17 protein-coding genes and 1 tRNA gene are annotated in these 15,603 nt (G+C 64.3%); 8 read left to right on the top strand and 10 right to left on the bottom strand.

Annotated elements, in window-relative coordinates; genetic code table 11:
- The first annotated feature begins 129 nt into the window (after positions 1-129).
- Both K6T56_11395 and K6T56_11390 read left to right on the top strand, forming a co-directional pair.
- Positions 130-423, top strand: coding sequence for a TusE/DsrC/DsvC family sulfur relay protein (locus K6T56_11395; GenBank protein ID MCL6556949.1), 294 nt, complete (start codon positions 130-132; stop codon positions 421-423).
- Positions 424-581: 158 nt separating this feature from the next.
- Positions 582-962 (top strand): hypothetical protein, encoded by a 381-nt coding sequence (locus K6T56_11390; protein MCL6556948.1) that lies wholly within the window; start codon positions 582-584, stop codon positions 960-962.
- A gap of 92 nt (positions 963-1,054) precedes the next feature.
- Here K6T56_11390 and K6T56_11385 read toward each other — a convergent pair whose 3' ends face one another.
- Positions 1,055-2,032 (bottom strand): hypothetical protein, encoded by a 978-nt coding sequence (locus K6T56_11385; protein ID MCL6556947.1) that lies wholly within the window; start codon positions 2,030-2,032, stop codon positions 1,055-1,057.
- Between the two features lie 462 nt (positions 2,033-2,494).
- On the opposite strand from K6T56_11385, the gene K6T56_11380 reads away from it, so the two are divergent.
- Positions 2,495-2,884: a hypothetical protein gene (locus tag K6T56_11380; GenBank protein MCL6556946.1), complete on the top strand. Its 390-nt coding sequence runs from the start codon at positions 2,495-2,497 to the stop codon at positions 2,882-2,884.
- Positions 2,881-3,243 (top strand): hypothetical protein, encoded by a 363-nt coding sequence (locus tag K6T56_11375; GenBank protein ID MCL6556945.1) that lies wholly within the window; start codon positions 2,881-2,883, stop codon positions 3,241-3,243. The genes K6T56_11380 and K6T56_11375 overlap by 4 nt, the downstream gene beginning before the upstream one ends.
- Positions 3,244-3,474: 231 nt before the next feature.
- On the opposite strand, the gene K6T56_11370 is transcribed toward K6T56_11375, so the two are convergent.
- Both K6T56_11370 and K6T56_11365 read right to left on the bottom strand, forming a co-directional pair.
- A tRNA-Ser gene (locus tag K6T56_11370) sits at positions 3,475-3,569 on the bottom strand.
- 119 nt (positions 3,570-3,688) lie between these two features.
- Entirely contained in the window at positions 3,689-4,912 is a 1,224-nt protein-coding gene (locus tag K6T56_11365; protein MCL6556944.1) for an aspartate kinase, read from the bottom strand.
- A gap of 275 nt (positions 4,913-5,187) precedes the next feature.
- Between K6T56_11365 and K6T56_11360 the strand changes: the two genes are divergently transcribed.
- Positions 5,188-5,502, top strand: coding sequence for a hypothetical protein (locus K6T56_11360; GenBank protein ID MCL6556943.1), 315 nt, complete (start codon positions 5,188-5,190; stop codon positions 5,500-5,502).
- A 13-nt stretch (positions 5,503-5,515) separates the two neighbouring features.
- Here the strand turns inward: K6T56_11360 and K6T56_11355 are convergent, their stop codons facing one another.
- Positions 5,516-6,373 carry a radical SAM protein gene (locus tag K6T56_11355; protein MCL6556942.1) on the bottom strand — a complete coding sequence of 286 codons (858 nt, stop codon included), beginning with the start codon at positions 6,371-6,373 and terminating at the stop codon, positions 5,516-5,518.
- 83 nt (positions 6,374-6,456) lie between these two features.
- Here K6T56_11355 and queD point away from each other — a divergent pair, with 83 nt between their 5' ends.
- Positions 6,457-6,912 (top strand): 6-carboxytetrahydropterin synthase QueD, encoded by a 456-nt coding sequence (queD, locus tag K6T56_11350; protein MCL6556941.1) that lies wholly within the window; start codon positions 6,457-6,459, stop codon positions 6,910-6,912.
- Positions 6,913-6,991: 79 nt separating this feature from the next.
- A complete protein-coding gene (ppa, locus tag K6T56_11345; protein MCL6556940.1) occupies positions 6,992-7,540 on the top strand; it encodes an inorganic diphosphatase in 549 nt (182 codons plus the stop codon).
- Positions 7,541-7,552: 12 nt separating this feature from the next.
- On the opposite strand, the gene dnaJ is transcribed toward ppa, so the two are convergent.
- From dnaJ to hrcA, 6 genes are all read right to left on the bottom strand, one after another.
- Positions 7,553-8,659 (bottom strand): molecular chaperone DnaJ, encoded by a 1,107-nt coding sequence (dnaJ, locus tag K6T56_11340; GenBank protein ID MCL6556939.1) that lies wholly within the window; start codon positions 8,657-8,659, stop codon positions 7,553-7,555.
- 111 nt (positions 8,660-8,770) lie between these two features.
- Complete coding sequence (gene dnaK, locus K6T56_11335) at positions 8,771-10,687, bottom strand: molecular chaperone DnaK (protein MCL6556938.1); 1,917 nt, start codon at positions 10,685-10,687, stop codon at positions 8,771-8,773.
- A gap of 71 nt (positions 10,688-10,758) precedes the next feature.
- Positions 10,759-11,331: a nucleotide exchange factor GrpE gene (gene grpE, locus K6T56_11330; protein ID MCL6556937.1), complete on the bottom strand. Its 573-nt coding sequence runs from the start codon at positions 11,329-11,331 to the stop codon at positions 10,759-10,761.
- Between the two features lie 62 nt (positions 11,332-11,393).
- A complete protein-coding gene (locus K6T56_11325) occupies positions 11,394-12,431 on the bottom strand; it encodes a hypothetical protein (protein ID MCL6556936.1) in 1,038 nt (345 codons plus the stop codon).
- 57 nt (positions 12,432-12,488) lie between these two features.
- Positions 12,489-13,586 (bottom strand): ferrochelatase, encoded by a 1,098-nt coding sequence (hemH, locus tag K6T56_11320; GenBank protein MCL6556935.1) that lies wholly within the window; start codon positions 13,584-13,586, stop codon positions 12,489-12,491.
- Positions 13,586-14,602 carry a heat-inducible transcriptional repressor HrcA gene (gene hrcA, locus K6T56_11315; GenBank protein MCL6556934.1) on the bottom strand — a complete coding sequence of 339 codons (1,017 nt, stop codon included), beginning with the start codon at positions 14,600-14,602 and terminating at the stop codon, positions 13,586-13,588. Before hrcA ends, hemH begins: the two co-directional genes overlap by 1 nt.
- Before the next feature lie 88 nt (positions 14,603-14,690).
- On the opposite strand from hrcA, the gene K6T56_11310 reads away from it, so the two are divergent.
- Positions 14,691-15,563: an NAD kinase gene (locus K6T56_11310; protein MCL6556933.1), complete on the top strand. Its 873-nt coding sequence runs from the start codon at positions 14,691-14,693 to the stop codon at positions 15,561-15,563.
- The last annotated feature ends 40 nt before the right edge of the window (positions 15,564-15,603 follow it).

Here is a 15,603-nt window from a genome sequence, read left to right as displayed (position 1 = left end):
CGCCTGAACTGGAAAACACCTCATCAGGTATTTATGCAATCATACAGCCGCGTTGCACTTCGAGATTGAATCCACCTCGAATATTTCGGGCAACCGCGGATGTTTTTCGTTGAGAGTGGAGAGGTGAACATGGAATTGCCCAAGCGCGATGGCGATGGCTATCTGGTTGACATGAACGAGTGGACGCCGGAAATCGGCCGGGCCATGGCGGAAGCGGACGGGGTGACCCTGAGCGATGACCAGTGGGACCAGATCATGAAGGCCCGCCAGTACTACGAGGAATTCGGCTCGGTGCCGCCGATCCGCAAGTTTGCCAAGTACATCGGCCGGGATCAGCAGGAGCTGTTCAAAATCTGGATGACCGGCCCCATGAAGCCCATCACCAAATACGGTGGCCTGCCCAAGCCCACCGGCTGCGTCTGATTTTCCCCAAGGCGTCCCCACCGGCTCCCGCCCCGTCCCCTTGAGGGGCGGGGAAGTGTGGCGCGCCCGCGGAAAATGGCGGTAAGCGACACTTGCCGCACCCATCCCGTGACAAAAAGGGCGAAACCCGCGGGAAGTCCCCCTGCCAGGACTGCGCCATGGGCCCTGAATCGGTCATCGCCTCCCTTGCCGACCTCGACGCACGGCTTGCCGCCGGGGGGCCGGATTACCTCGTCCTGGGGCCGCTGCCGGCGGCGGCGGTGGAGGTGTGCTTCGCCGGGCCGTTTCAGGGCCAGCGCGTCCTGTGGCGGATGCGGCTTGCCACCCTGGCCGCTTTCGAGGAGGAAGAGGGGCCGCTACCCCGCCCGCCTGAGCGGCCCCGGGGCGCCATGCGGATTGCCGGGCAGGAGCAGGGGGTGTGGCGGGCTTCGGTGGGGCTTGCAGTGGGGCAGATCGATGAGCCGACGGTGCGCAAGGCCATCGTCATGATGCGCAACTACCGCGCCCTGCGTCCCGGACTGCGCGTCTGGGGTGACTGAAAAAACGCCGCAAAAGCCCTCTTCAGCGGGAAGCCGGGAGGGGGATTCCTGGCGGAGGGATTGCGGTTTTCCAGCCGGGGAGCGCTGGGATGTCAGCGGCCCCGCTCCCAGTCCGGTGTCTGGCTGAGCTCGATGTAGAAGGTGGAAAGGGGCATCTCCCGCGCCGTGGGTTCTAGCTCGCTTTTGCACAGCATCGCCTCCACCAGCGCCGCGTTGATCAGCTTGCGGTCCACCGTTTCCGGGTAGAGGCGGAAGAGCTTTTCCACCCACAGCGCCTGCTTTCGCGCATGCGCCTCCAGCTCGGCGCGCACGGCTGGCTTAAGGCCGGGCAGGGCCAGCAGCCAGGGTGCCTGCCAGGCGTGGAAATCCATGGCCAGTCGGCGCTCTCCGGGCGCCATCCCCTCCAAATTCAGGAGCAGTGGCGGAAAAGCCTCCGGCGGCAGCCGGCGGCCCCTCATCCCCGGCGTGTTTTCCGTGTGGGTGAGCCCCGTTCCAGAACCGTCCTCCTCCCGTCGGAACCATTGTCCCGCCGGCCACCTTCCCGCCCGGCCATTGATGCAACGGGCCAGATGCTCGGCGGCATTTTCCCCGACCGGCGCCGCCTCACTGATGAAACGCTCCCGGGCGAGAAACCCCGGCCGCCACTCCAGGGCGATCTCCATGTCCATCTCCCGGGCCTCGACCACGCTGTGCAGCAATGCGAGGGGCTCGCCTGCCTCGTTGAGCAGCCAGAACTCGTAATGATCACGGAAGGGAAAGGGCACCTCGCGGTGCACCTTGAGCAGGTGCTGATAGACCACCGCGCCCATCGCCTCCATGCGCAGAAAATCGTCCGAGGGATAGATGGGGCCGCGCCGCAAACCCCGCTCGGCCGACCAGGCACCGAAGCGGATATCGGTGATCTGGGTGAAATGGTTGGACTCGATCCCTTCCAGCAGGCTGTCGTTGGCCACGTAGATGTCCCAGTGCACCCCATCGAGGGTGACCGCCTCCGCTGCCTCGTAGCGGATGGTGTGCATGGTCCCCCGGTAAGGGTTGAGGAGACGCTGGGCGTAGCACTGGAGGGACATGGCGCCTATTTTGTTTGCAGATCACTCCGGTATCAACGGGCTCACGACACGGTTTCCCCTTTCCGCCAGGGCCTTGATCCGGGCCGCCACCCATGCCAAGTCCGGCGGCACGTCCGTCAACAGGGACAACGCCTGAAATCCCCCGTTCCCCTCGCAATCTCGGCTTTCATGACTCTCTCATCGGGATTGCGCTCATCCAGAAGGATGGACAGCCGGGCCAGATTCATGTAACGCCGCAAGAAGCGAAGTCTTAATCCCTTTTTCATCAGGTCGTTGGTTGGAACCCGCCCGTGCAAGGGAATTTGCCGAAACGGCAGCGTCTTAATCCCTTCTTCATCAGGTCATCGGTTGGAACTTGACCCGTGGGTTGATCTCGATATTGTAGGTCTTAATCCTGCGCTGCCCCCGATTTTTCTGGACACGGATTTGGGGTAAAACCGTGTCAAGAGAAAGGAGCTTGGAATGCTGAATGAATCGAAGATGGGTGGGGTTGCGCCGGGCTTGGCGGAAGGAGCGCGTAGCGCGACTGGAAGAGCGCCCAGCGCGGCCGCCGAGGTGAAGCGCTGGTCGGCGGGGCGGAAGAAGGAAGTAGTGCTGCGCCTGTTGCGCGGCGAACCGGTCGATGCCATCTCGCGCGAAGTGTCGGTGCCGATATACAAGCTCGAACGCTGGCGCGACCGGGCGCTCGCGGGCATCGAAGCTGGGCTCAAGGAGCGGGAGAATGATCCCCTCGAGAAGCAACTGGACGAGGCCAACCGCCGCATTGGCGAATGGGTCATGGAGGTTGAGATTCTTCTGCGCAAAGAAAGGCAGGCCAGAGGCCCTTTGGCCGGCAGGAGGTCGTCGAGATGAGCAAGACGACCTCCCCAAGCGCCGGCAAGCCCTATGGCCCGCAACGGGTCTGCCGGGTGCTTGAACTCCCCCGCGCGACGATCTACGCCCAGGAGCAACGGCAAGCGGCAAACGTCGTGCCGCTCCAGCGGGCGCGACGCGGCCCAAAGCCAAAGGTGTCGGATGCCGATCCGCTGGCCGCCATCCGGGCCGATCTGGCGGCTTCATTCTTTACCGGTGAGGGACACCGCAAGGTCTGGGCGCGACATCCGCGTTGGACGCAGCCGCGTGTTGCGCCTGATGCGCGAGAACGTCCTACCCTCGCCGCATGGCCGACCCCAGGGCGTACCGGTAGTGCACGGTGGAAGCATCACCATTGATCGCCACGACTACGGCGTCAGCGAAGTGTCCAGACAAATCGGAGCCGGTCCAGCGTGGAGGGGACAAATTCGGGACGATTGAGACAAATATTGTGCAGATACTTTGGGGACAATTTGAGGACACTGCGGGGACAAAAAACGCCCGGCGGGGTTTCGCCGTCCGGTTCGCCGGCGGCGACATGCGGGCATAAAAAACCCCGCAACGCATTGATTTATTGCGGGTTTTTGGGGTGGCGGAGACGGAGGGATTCGAACCCTCGATACGGGTTTAAAGCCCGTATGCTCCCTTAGCAGGGGAGTGCCTTCGACCTCTCGGCCACGTCTCCAAAAAAGGGCGCCAGAATACCCGAGGCGCTGCTGGTGGTCAAATCATCACCGCAATGTTTGCGCCGCATCTGCGCCCGATGGGGTCGTCTTTCCGGGCGGGGCGCGGGCCGCGCGGAGTTTACGGCGCCTTGTCCAGCTCGAAGGCCTGATGCAGGGCGCGCACGGCAAGTTCCATGTATTTGTCCTCGACCACCACGGAGATCTTGATTTCGGAAGTGGAGATCATCTGGATGTTGATGTTCTCGTTGGCCAGGGTCTTGAACATCTTGCCGGCAATGCCCGCGTGGTTGCGCATGCCCACTCCCACCAGGGAGACCTTGGCGATGCGGTCGTCGCCGAGGATTTCGCGCGCGCCGATTTCGTTCTTCACCGTTTGCAGGACGTCCATGGCCTTTTTGAAGTCGTTGCGGTGGACGGTGAAGGAGAAATCGGTGGTGCCGTCGTGACCCACGTTCTGCACGATCATGTCCACGTCGATGTTGGCATCGGCGATGGGGCCGAGGATGTGGGCGGCAATGCCGGGACGATCCGGTACGCCGAGCACGGTGAGCTTGGCTTCGTCGCGGTTGAAGGCGATGCCGGAGATGATGGGTTTTTCCATGGCTTGTTCCTCGAAGGTGATGAGCGTGCCTTCCCCTTCCTCCTCGAAGCTGGACAACACGCGCAACTTGACTTTGTACTTGCCGGCGAATTCCACTGAGCGGATTTGCAACACCTTGGAGCCGAGGCTGGCCAGCTCCAGCATTTCCTCGAAGGTGATGGTGTCGAGCTTGCGTGCCTCCGGCACGATGCGCGGGTCGGTGGTGTACACGCCGTCCACATCGGTGTAAATCTGGCATTCGTCGGCCTTGAGGGCGGCGGCAAGCGCCACCCCCGTGGTATCGGAACCGCCGCGCCCGAGGGTGGTGATGTTGCCCTGTTCGTCCACGCCCTGGAAACCGGCGACCACCACCACATGGCCGCTGTCGAGATCGGCGCGGATCTTTTCCTCGTCGATTTTGAGGATGCGCGCCTTGGTGAAGGCGCTGTCGGTGAGGATGCGCACCTGGGCGCCGGTGTAGCTCCTCGCCTTGAGTCCCATCTCCATGAGCGCCATGGACAACAGGGCGATGGTGACCTGTTCGCCGGTGGAGACGAGGACATCCAGCTCCCGCGGGTCGGGGTTGGGCTGGATTTGCTTGGCCAGGGCGATGAGGCGGTTGGTTTCCCCGCTCATCGCCGAGACCACGGCCACCACCTGATGCCCCTGGGCGCGGAAACGCGCAATGCGCTGGGCGACGTTTTTGATGCGCTCGACGCTGCCGACGGAAGTGCCGCCGTATTTTTGTACGATGAGTGCCATGGGCAGTCCCGCAAAAAGCGAAAATTTTACCGGAAAAGGGCGGACGAAACCAAACGCGCCGGATTATGTCGAAGGAATGGACAGAACCGTCGGAGCCATGACAGCCCCGAGGGTTCAGCCATCCGGCGTGGGCATGGGCCTGCGCCCGGGCATTGGCGCGTTCCGGGCGTCTTGCTAAAATGCCGATTTCGGAGCGAAACCTGGCATTTTCCTTGCAAGGTTGCCAAAAAACACAATCAACCGACTTCGACCAAACCAAGGCGCGTGAGATGAAAATGTTGGATAAAGTACTCAACCCCCGCGAAATCCGCCGCAAGCTGGGCATGAACCAGCAGGATTTCTGGACCAAGATCGGCGTCACCCAGAGTGGTGGCTCCCGTTACGAAAGTGGGCGCAAAATGCCCAAGCCCGTGCGGGAACTGCTGCGGCTGGTGCACGTGGAGCAGATCGATATCAGCCGCATCAAGCGGGAGGATGTGGAGATCATCGATTACCTCAAGGAGGCCCACCCCGATCTCTACAAGAGCCTGCGCAAGGCGGCCAAGGCGGGCCGGAAAGAGAAGACCGACAAGGACGCCAAGGCGTCCTGAGGGGGGGCTCCGCTTACGGGCTCACTTTCACGGTGAGCCCGAGGCGCCGGATTTTCTCTGCATACGCTTCCAGCCACGCCGCCGGCAGGGGGGAAAGGCGAACTGCCTCCGGCTGCTGCGAGGGGCGGGCAAGCCCGTAGAGCAGCACGCCCTGGAGACCGATGTCCGCCTCCACTGCGCGGCGCAGGAAGGCGAGATAGGCTTCCTGCTCGCTGGCCTCCGGCGGCTTTCCATCCATGGCAAACACGCAGGTCTGCACCCAGGTGGGGCACAGGCCGGCTGCGCGCACGAGGTTTTCCCACACTCGTTCCGGTGTCTGACGCGTCCCGTTGATGGTCCGCATCCCCTCGCGGGTGGCGGAATCCAGCTTGAACCACACCTCGCCGGATAGCCGCGCCATGTGCGCCAAACCCCGCTCTACACCCGGCCGGTGGATGAGACTGCCATTGGTGATGAGGACGAGCTTGATGCTGCCCATGAGCGCGAATTCTTCCAGCAGCCGGCCGACAAGGCCAATCACCGCCTCGAAATCGCGGGCGCTGGTGGGCTCACCATTGCCGGAGAGGGCGATGTCGGTAAGCTTGGCACCGGGTGGGGCGTGGTCCTCAAGAAAGCGGCCGTGGACGATTTCGGTCAGCAGGCTGCGCAGTTCCGCTTCGAGGAGGCGAAGGTCGGTGGGGGGCGCGCTGCCCCGGCTGAGATTGGGCACCTGGCAGTAAATGCAGCGCCAGTTGCAGGCATTGTTGGGGTTCAGGTTGATGCCCACCGACACGCCCCCGCTGCGCCGCGAGACCACGGGGTAGACATAGGTCATGCCGGCGATGTCGCGCCGGTGGTCGGTGGGGCTCAAAGGGGCAGCCAGTCGCGTCATGGCGTCATTCTACCCGTTTGCGGCGGTCTTGCCCGGGCGGCTATAATGGCCCGCTTTCCTTCGGCGGCTTCGCGGGTCTTGCCATGCCCATTACCATCACGCGCAGAATCGAGTTCGATGCAGGCCACCGGATTCCCTACCACAGGAGCCAGTGCCGTCATCTGCATGGCCACCGCTACGCCATGGAAATCACCCTGTCCGGGGAGGTGATCACCACCGAGGGCATTTCCGAGCAGGGCATGGTGATGGATTTCGCGGATGTGAAGACAATCGCCCTGGAAAAGATCGTCAACGCCTGGGATCACGCGTTCCTCGTCTACCGGGGCGATACCGTGGTGCGGGAGTTCCTGGAGCGTCTGCCGGGACACAAGACGGTGGTACTGGACTGCGTGCCTACGGCGGAAAACCTGGCGGCGCTCGCCTTTCGCGTGCTCGATGCGGCCTATGTCGATGTGTTTGGCAACCGGCTGCGGCTCGCGCGCGTGCGCGTCTACGAAACGCCCAACAACTGGGCCGACGCGGTGCGCGGCGAGGTGTGAACGGCCCCTAGGCCCCCGGGCGCCACGGTGAGCGCCACCGGCCGGCTGCCGCCCCTGTACATGACTGGAGCAATCAAGGATGAATCTGGACAAAGTGACTTCCGGGCGGGACGTGCCCAACGACATCAACGTCATCATCGAAATCCCCCAGCACGGGGAGCCCATCAAATACGAGGTGGACAAGGAGACCGGGGCCATGTTCGTGGACCGCTTCATGTCCACGGCCATGCATTACCCCTGCAACTACGGCTATATCCCCCATACGCTGTCGGAAGACGGGGACCCGGTGGACGTGCTGGTGGTGACGCCGGTTCCGCTCATCACCGGTGTGGTGGTGCGCTGCCGTCCGGTGGGCATGCTCAAAATGACCGATGAATCCGGCATCGACGTCAAACTCATCGCCGTGCCGGTGGACGAGTTGTGCGGCCTATACCGCGACATCCGCACCCCGGAGGATTTTCCGCCCCTGCTGCTCGCCCAGATCAGCCATTTCTTCGAGCATTACAAGGACCTGGAGCCCAACAAATGGGTGAAGGTGGAGGGATGGGTGGGCCCCGAGGCGGCGCGCGCGGAGATCATGTCCGGCATCGAGCGTTACCAGCGCGCGAGCCCCAAGCCCAATTTCTGACGCGCCGGCAACTCACTGGCCGAAGAAGGCCTTCACCTTGTCCATCCAGCTCTTGGCGCGGGGGTTGTTTTCCTGTTCCCGGCCGAGGGCTTCCAGCTCCCGCAGCAATTCCTTCTGCCGTGGGCTGAGATTCACGGGCGTTTCCACCACGACGTGGCAGTAGAGATCGCCGGGTTCCTGGCTTTTCACGCCACGGATGCCCTTGCCGCGCAGGCGGAAGACGCGTCCGGTTTGGGTTTCCTCGGGGATCCTGATGCGGGCATGACCATCGAGGGTGGGAATCTCGATCTCCCCGCCCAGAGCGGCGGTGGTGAAGCTGATGGGCATTTCGCAGTGCAGGTCATCGCCCTCCCGCCGGAAGACGGGATGTTCCTTGAGGTGGATGACGACATAGAGATCGCCGGGGGGGCCGCCGTTGATGCCCGCCTCTCCTTCCCCTGACAGGCGGATGCGATCGCCTTCGTCCACGCCGGCGGGGATTTTCACCACCAGGGTCTTGTAGCGTTTGACGCGGCCGGCGCCGCTGCACTCGGGGCAGGGGTGGGCGATGGTCTTGCCGCTGCCGTGGCAGCTGGGACAGGTCTGCTGGATGGAGAAGAAACCCTGCTGCATGCGCACCTGGCCATGGCCGCCGCACATGGCGCAGGTGACGGGCTGGGTGCCCGGCTTGGCGCCGCTGCCGCCGCAGGTGCCGCAGGTGTCCATGGTGGGAATGCGGATGCGCGTCTCCGTGCCCCGCGCCGCTTCCTCCAAGGTGATTTCCAGGTTGTAGCGCAGGTCGGCGCCCCGATAGACGCTGCTGCGTCGGCTGCCGCCGAAGAGGTCACCGAAAATGTCGGAAAAGGCGTCGGCGAAACTGCCGAAACCGTGCTGGAAGCCGCCACCGCCCAGGCCGCCCTCGAGCCCGGCATGACCGTACTGGTCATAGGCGGCGCGTTTGTTGGGGTCGCTCAGGGTCTCGTAGGCTTCCTTGACTTCCTTGAATTTCTCCTCGGCCGCCTTGTCGCCCGGATTGCGGTCCGGGTGATATTTCATCGCCAGCTTGCGATAGGCCTTCTTGATTTCCTCTTCCGAGGCGTGGCGGCTGACGCCCAGCACTTCGTAGTAGTCGCGTTTCATCTTCTGCCCGTGTGATGGAGAAAGCAAAGGCCAGGGCGGGGCGGCGCGAGGGGGGGAACATGACAACGGGCGGCCAGGCCGCCCGTCGTGCATTTGCCCCGGATGCCGGGTTTATTTCCTGTTGTCTTTCACTTCCTCAAACTCGGCATCCACCACGTCCTCGTCCGCCTTGGCGCCGGAGGACTTCTGCGCGCCGCCCGCGGCGGCCGCCTGCTGGCCATACATCTGCTCCGCCAGCTTGTGCGAGGCCTGGGCCAGGGCATTCATTTTCGCCTCGATGGCGGCTTTGTCGTTGCCCTTGATCGCTTCCTCGGCCTCGCGGATCGCCGCTTCGATGCGGGCCTTTTCATCGGCGCCGATTTTATCGCCCTGCTCGGCAAGCGTCTTCCTCACCGAGTGGATGAGCTGGTCGCACTGGTTGCGCGCCTCGACCAGTTCGCGTTGCTTGTGGTCCTCGGCGGCATGTGCCTCGGCATCTTTCAGCATGCGCTGGATTTCTTCCTCGGTGAGGCCCGAGTTGGCCTTGATGGTGATCTTGTTCTCCTTGCCGGTGGCCTTGTCCCGGGCGGAGACGTGCAGGATGCCGTTGGCGTCGATGTCGAAGGTGACCTCGATCTGCGGCACGCCGCGCGGCGCGGGCGGGATGCCCTCCAGGTTGAACTGGCCCAGGCTCTTGTTGCCGGCGGCCATCTCCCGTTCGCCCTGCAGAACGTGAATGGTCACCGCGGTCTGGTTGTCTTCCGCCGTCGAGAACACCTGGGTTGCTTTGGTGGGGATGGTGGTGTTCTTCGGGATGAGCTTAGTCATCACCCCACCCAGCGTTTCGATACCCAGGGACAACGGGGTGACGTCCAGAAGCAGCACGTCCTTCACCTCGCCCTGCAGCACACCGGCCTGGATCGCGGCACCAATGGCCACCGCCTCGTCCGGGTTGACATCCCGGCGGGGTTCCTTGCCGAAGAACTCGCGCACCTTCTCCTGCACCTTGGGCATGCGCGTCTGGCCGCCCACCAGGATGACATCGTCAATGTCGGAAACCTTGATGCCTGCATCCTGGATGGCGATCCGGCACGGCTCCATGGTGCGCTCGATGAGGTCTTCCACCAGGCTTTCGAACTTGGCCCGGGTGATCTTCATGTTCAGGTGTTTCGGCCCCGTGGCATCGGCGGTGATGTAGGGCAGGTTGATCTCCGTCTGTTGCGCCGAGGAGAGCTCGATTTTCGCCTTTTCCGCCGCTTCCTTCAGACGCTGCAGCGCAAGCAGATCCTTGCGCAGGTCGATGCCCTGCTCCTTCTTGAACTCGTCCGCCAGATAGTCGATCAGGCGCTGGTCGAAGTCCTCGCCGCCGAGGAAGGTGTCGCCGTTGGTGGACAGCACCTCGAACTGGTGTTCGCCCTCGACTTCCGCGATTTCGATGATGGAAATGTCGAAAGTGCCCCCGCCCAGGTCATAGACGGCGATCTTGCGGTCGCCTTCCTTCTTGTCCAGGCCGAAGGCAAGGGCCGCCGCGGTGGGCTCGTTGATGATGCGCTTGACCTCGAGGCCGGCGATGCGCCCGGCGTCCTTGGTCGCCTGCCGCTGGGAGTCGTTGAAGTAGGCGGGTACGGTGATCACCGCCTCCGTCACTTCCTCACCCAGGTAGGCTTCCGCGTCACGCTTCAGCTTGCGCAAAACATGAGCGGAAATTTCCGGCGGCGCCATCTTTTTGCCGCGGACTTCCACCCAGGCGTCGCCATTGTCGGCGCGGACGATCTTGTAGGGCACCAGTTTGATGTCCTTCTGCACCACCTCCTCGTCGTAGCGGCGGCCGATGAGGCGTTTGACGGCGAAGATCGTGTTCTGCGGGTTGGTCACCGCCTGCCGTTTGGCGGGCGCCCCCACCAGGATTTCACCGTCCTCCGTGAAGGCCACGATGGACGGCGTGGTGCGCGCGCCTTCCGCATTTTCGATGACCTTGGGCTTGCCGCCCTCCATGATGGCCATGCAGGAGTTGGTGGTACCGAGGTCGATGCCGATGATTTTTCCCATGATGTTTTTCCTTGTGCCAAAAATTCTGGAAATTGCCGTTACCGCCTAAAGTGGGGGCCCGGGGCGGGGTTTCAAGACGATTTCGCCTTGGCCACCGAGACCAGGGCCGGGCGCAGCAGTCTTTCGTGGAGCTGATACCCCTTCTGCATCACCTGCGCCACCGTGTTGGGCTCGGCCTCAGATTCCACCGTGGCAATGGCCTGGTGGAGATTGGGGTCGAATTTCTCGCCCGCGGGCGCGATTTCACGAATATGGAATTTTTCGAACACGCCGGCAAGCTGCTTCAGGGTGAGCTCCACCCCCTGGCGCAGGTTTTCCACCGTGGCATTGTCCACGGACAGGGCCATTTCCAGGGCGTCCTTGACCGGCAAAAGCTCCCGGGCGAAGGCTTCGATGGCGAACTTGCGCGCCTTTTCGATTTCCTCCGCGCTGCGCCGGCGGACGTTTTCCGTCTCCGCCTTGGCATACATCCAGGCGTCGTAATGCTCCTGCGCCTTGCGCTCCGCCTCACGCAAAAGCTCCTCCAGGCTCGGCATGACTTCGGGCGCAGGGTGGCCCGCCTGGCTGCTTTCCGTTGCCGCGGCTTGCCCGGCTTGCGTCTCGGAAACAGGGGTTTCGGTGGGTTGGCTGTTCTGATCGGGCATAGGTCCTCCACTGGGGTTTGTTTCCCAATGGGGACGATCCCGCCCATTTCAAGGGGAGGGGTTCAGACCTTGAGGTCCACCTGCTGCAGGGTGCCGGCGCCCCCGGCCGTGGTGAGGTAGAAGCTGCTTGCCCGCAGGAGGCCCGCGCCGAGGTCGAAGGGGGTGGCCACGCGGCCCACGTACAGCGCCCCCACGCCGGCGCGGGCGAGGGGCACGGTCCAGTCCCCCGCGGCGGTGCGGTCGGATCCAGATTGGTCATTGGGCCGGCCTGTGCCTTCGATTGACCAATGGGGGTTGAAGAGGAGAAGGCGGGAAAAGGCCGGGTCCGCCTCATCGATGAAGCCGTTGCCGTCGGCGTCGAGGGCGGCGAGCTCCTGGAAGCCGTCGCCGGTGGTGGGGCCGAAAAGCTCCCGGCCGTCGTTGACGATCCCATCCCCGTTGCGGTCGATGGCGAGGAAGGCGCTGCCGGAGGCAAGGATGGGTATGGCCTCCGGCGTGCCGTCGGCGTTGAGGTCGAAGGCGAAGCGCCCTTCCGAAAGCTCAGCGCTGGTGCCGGCAAAATTGAGCACCAGGGGGTCCTTGGTCGGCGGCTGGCGGCCGAAACCCACACGTAAATTGAGCCTTTCCACCGTCTCGCGGGAAAGTTCGAAGGCCACGCGCACGGCGATTTCCTGTCCGTCGGCGGTGCGCACCCGGGCCTCGACCTCGAACCCCACGCTTTCCGCCAACCGGTATTCCGCGTCAAGCGCATAGGCCACGGCAAGCCGGAGCGGCTGCTGGGGGGCGGGGGCAGGGGCGGGTGGGGCTTCGGCGGCTGGCTTCTTACCACACTCACCGCAGGCCGGCCGGAGGACGAGCTGCCGGCCGGTGAGCCGCGCAAGCAGGGCGGCAAGCAGCGCCAGCCGGGGATCCTTTGCCGCCTCTTCCGCCGCCTTCCGGATGGAATCGGCGGCCTCCATCGCCTTTGCCTCATCCGACAGGCTCACCGCCTCGCGGGGTGGCGGGGTCTCGCGGCTCACCTCAAGCCTTTCCCGGATGTTGAGGCTTTCCTGGCGCTGGTAACGGGCGGCGAACTCCACTCCGGCATCGCTGATACGCATGTTCCCTCCTCTTTGGGGGTAACGGCGGAAAAGGGCCGGTCTTGAGGGTGGGGCCCCTCAGTCGGTCGCACCCAGGGCCAGGGCCCGGGTACGGGAGGCTTTGGCTGCTTCGCCGGCATTGGGGGCTTGATCGAGCCAGCAGCCGCCCAGGTGGGAGAGAGTAAGGTCGGTGAGGGCGCGTATCCAGCTGGGCCGCTCGTTGAGACACGGAATGTAGTGGAACTCGCGGCCGCCGGCGGCGAGGAAGGCGCGCTTCGCCTCGACCGCGATTTCCTCCAGGGTCTCCAGGCAATCGGCGACAAAGCCCGGACAGATGACATCCACCCGGCCCACGCCCTGCCGCGCCAGGGCTTCCAGGGTGGGCTGGGTGTAGGGTTTGAGCCATTCCGCCCGGCCGAAGCGGGACTGGAAGGTCACCTGCCACTCATGGGGCGCGAGCCCCAGCGCTTCCGCAAGCAGGCGGCCGGTTTTCTGGCATTCGCAATGGTAGGGATCGCCCTGCTCGAGGCTGCGCCGCGGGACGCCGTGGAAGCTCATGAGAAGTTTTTCCGGCCGCCCATGCTGCGCCCAATGCTCCCGCACCGATTCCGCCAGCGCCGCGATGTAGCCCGGGTGGTCATGGAAATGCTTGACAAGACGCAGCTCCGGCGGGTTGCGCAGACGCGCCAGGGTCGCGGCCACCGCGTCGAAGACGCTGCCCGTGCTGCTTGCCGCGTACTGGGGATAGAGGGGCAGCACCAGCAGACGCTCGCAGCCCGCCGCCTTGAGGCGCAGAATGGCCTGCTCCACCGAGGGCTCGCCATAGCGCATGGCGAAATCCACCTGCACCGGCCGGGGGGCCCGGTTGCCCAGATAGCCCTTGAGCAGGGTGGCCTGGGCGCGGGTGTGCACTGCCAGCGGCGAGCCGTCCGGGGTCCAGATGCTGGCATATTTCTGCGCGGATTGGCGCGGCCGGGTGGGCAGGATGAGGAGATGCAGGATGGGCCACCACAGAAGCCGCGGCAGCTCCACCACGCGGGGGTCGGAAAGGAAGGCCTTGAGGTAGGGCCGCAGGGCCTGCGGGGTGGGGGCGGCCGGCGTGCCCAGGTTGACGAGGAGCACACCCACGCCCGGCAGGCTGCCGTGACGGTAAGGGGGTTCCGGCAGATAGCGCATCAGTGGTAGGAAAGGGCGCTGGAGAGGAGCTTCGCCGTAATGTCTACGATAGGGATGACCCGGTCGTAGGCCATGCGCGTGGGGCCGATGACGCCCACCGTGCCCACGATCTGACCGTTCACCTCGTAGGGGGCGGTGACCAGACTGCAGTCGTCCACGGGCATCACCCCCGATTCGCCCCCGATGAAAATCTGCACTCCCTGGCTGCGTTGGCCGAGGGCGAGGAGCTGCATGAGCTCGGTTTTCTGCTCGAAGATGGAAAACAGGCGCCGCAGGCGATCCAGGTCGGCGGAAAGATCACGGACGTTGAGGAGCTTGCCTTCACCCGACAGCACGCATTCGTTTTCGGCAGCGGCAAGGGCCTCGCGGCCGGCTTCCAGGGCGGCAGTCATGAGGGCGGTCATGTCCTCGCGCAGCGCCGTGAGCTCATCCTGGATGAGCCGGTTCACCTCGTCCAGGGTGCGGCCGGCATAGTGCGCATTAAAGAAATTGGCGACCTCGGCGAGCTCGGCGGCATGGTAGGCCCGCTCCGGGAAGAGGATGCGGTTTTGCACGCTGCCGTCGGTGGCCACCAGGATCATCAGGATGCGCCGTTCCGAAAGCTTGAGGAATTCGATGTGGCGCACGGCGCTGCTGCGCCGGGGGGCCATGACCACGCCCGCAAACTGGGTGAGGTCGGAAAGCAGGCGCGAGGCGGAGGCAATGAGCCGCTGCGGGTCGGCTGTGTCAAGCTGGCTTTCCAGGGCGTGGACGGTGTCGGGGGGCAGGGGTTGCACGGTGAGCAGGCTGTCCACGAACAACCGGTAGCCCCGCGGCGTGGGGATGCGTCCCGCCGAAGTGTGGGGGCTGGTGACGAAGCCCAGTTCCTCGAGGTCGGCCATGACGTTACGGATCGTGGCGGGGGAGAGGTCCAGGCCGCAATAGCGCGACAGCGTGCGCGAGCCCACCGGCTGGCCTTCGCTGATGTAGCGTTCCACCAGGGTCTTGAGGAGGATCAGGGATCGGTTGTCGAGCATGGTCGTCATTCTACCGATTCCCGGCGGTTCATGAAGTTCCCGGCACCCGCCGGACAGGCGGGAATGGCATCGCTATAATCTGCGCATCATGCGCTTTCCTTTCAAGACCGCCGCCCTGGTGGGCAAGTACAACAGCCAGGAAATCGGCAGCGCGCTGGTGCGCCTGGCCCGGCATCTGCGGCAGCGGGGGCTGGATGTGCTCATCGCCAGCCAGACCGCCCAGCGCACGGGGATCGAGGGCTATGCCACCGCCACCCTGGCGGAAATCGGCGAACGGGCCGATCTGGTGGTGGTCTTCGGGGGGGATGGCACCATGCTTTCCATCTCCCGCCACCTGGCACCCTATGACGTCTCCATCGTCGGCGTGAATCAGGGGCGGCTTGGCTTTCTCACCGACGTCTCCGTCGACACGATGATGGAGACGCTGGACGAGATGCTGGCCGGGGAGTTCGTGGTCGAGGACCGCTTCCTCCTCGATGCGGAAATCAGACGGGACGGCACACTCCTCAATCAGGCGCGGGCTTTCAACGACGTGGTGGTGTCCAAGGGTGCCGCCGGCCGGCTGATCGAACTGGAGGTGTTCATCGACGGCCAGTTCGTCTACAGCCAGCGTTCGGACGGCCTCATCATCGCCTCGCCCACCGGCTCCACCGCCTATGCCCTGTCCGCCGGTGGGCCCATCCTGCATCCCACCCTGGAGGCGATCACCCTGGTGCCCATCTGCCCCCACACCCTTTCCAACCGGCCCATCGCCGTCAACAGCCATTCCCAGGTGGAAGTGCTGGTGGTCCACGCCGATGATTGCTGCGTCAATCTGGATGGTCAGCAGCGCATGGATTTGCGGGTGGGGGATCGGGTGCAGGTGAGTGGCTCGCTGGAGACGGTGCGCCTGCTGCATCCCAAGGGGCACAGTTATTACGACATGCTGCGGCAGAAACTGCACTGGGGGGAAAAACTGTGAGGCGATCACCGTTTCTGGTCTGCCGTTTTGCCAGGCGTCC

The organism is Burkholderiales bacterium (assembly GCA_023511995.1).
GTDB lineage: Bacteria > Pseudomonadota > Gammaproteobacteria > Burkholderiales > Thiobacteraceae > Thiobacter.
This window is presented reverse-complemented; position numbering and strand designations above follow the sequence as displayed.

Bases quoted from the DNA above. Each gene is read 5' to 3' on its own strand.
- K6T56_11395 (MCL6556949.1), top strand. From the start codon at position 130: ATGGAATTGCCCAAGCGCGATGGCGATGGCTATCTGGTTGACATGAAC.
- K6T56_11390 (MCL6556948.1), top strand. From the start codon at position 582: ATGGGCCCTGAATCGGTCATCGCCTCCCTTGCCGACCTCGACGCACGG.
- K6T56_11385 (MCL6556947.1), bottom strand. From the start codon at position 2,032: ATGTCCCTCCAGTGCTACGCCCAGCGTCTCCTCAACCCTTACCGGGGG.
- K6T56_11380 (MCL6556946.1), top strand. From the start codon at position 2,495: ATGCTGAATGAATCGAAGATGGGTGGGGTTGCGCCGGGCTTGGCGGAA.
- K6T56_11375 (MCL6556945.1), top strand. From the start codon at position 2,881: ATGAGCAAGACGACCTCCCCAAGCGCCGGCAAGCCCTATGGCCCGCAA.
- K6T56_11365 (MCL6556944.1), bottom strand. From the start codon at position 4,912: ATGGCACTCATCGTACAAAAATACGGCGGCACTTCCGTCGGCAGCGTC.
- K6T56_11360 (MCL6556943.1), top strand. From the start codon at position 5,188: ATGTTGGATAAAGTACTCAACCCCCGCGAAATCCGCCGCAAGCTGGGC.
- K6T56_11355 (MCL6556942.1), bottom strand. From the start codon at position 6,373: ATGACGCGACTGGCTGCCCCTTTGAGCCCCACCGACCACCGGCGCGAC.
- queD (MCL6556941.1), top strand. From the start codon at position 6,457: ATGCCCATTACCATCACGCGCAGAATCGAGTTCGATGCAGGCCACCGG.
- ppa (MCL6556940.1), top strand. From the start codon at position 6,992: ATGAATCTGGACAAAGTGACTTCCGGGCGGGACGTGCCCAACGACATC.
- dnaJ (MCL6556939.1), bottom strand. From the start codon at position 8,659: ATGAAACGCGACTACTACGAAGTGCTGGGCGTCAGCCGCCACGCCTCG.
- dnaK (MCL6556938.1), bottom strand. From the start codon at position 10,687: ATGGGAAAAATCATCGGCATCGACCTCGGTACCACCAACTCCTGCATG.
- grpE (MCL6556937.1), bottom strand. From the start codon at position 11,331: ATGCCCGATCAGAACAGCCAACCCACCGAAACCCCTGTTTCCGAGACG.
- K6T56_11325 (MCL6556936.1), bottom strand. From the start codon at position 12,431: ATGCGTATCAGCGATGCCGGAGTGGAGTTCGCCGCCCGTTACCAGCGC.
- hemH (MCL6556935.1), bottom strand. From the start codon at position 13,586: ATGCGCTATCTGCCGGAACCCCCTTACCGTCACGGCAGCCTGCCGGGC.
- hrcA (MCL6556934.1), bottom strand. From the start codon at position 14,602: ATGCTCGACAACCGATCCCTGATCCTCCTCAAGACCCTGGTGGAACGC.
- K6T56_11310 (MCL6556933.1), top strand. From the start codon at position 14,691: ATGCGCTTTCCTTTCAAGACCGCCGCCCTGGTGGGCAAGTACAACAGC.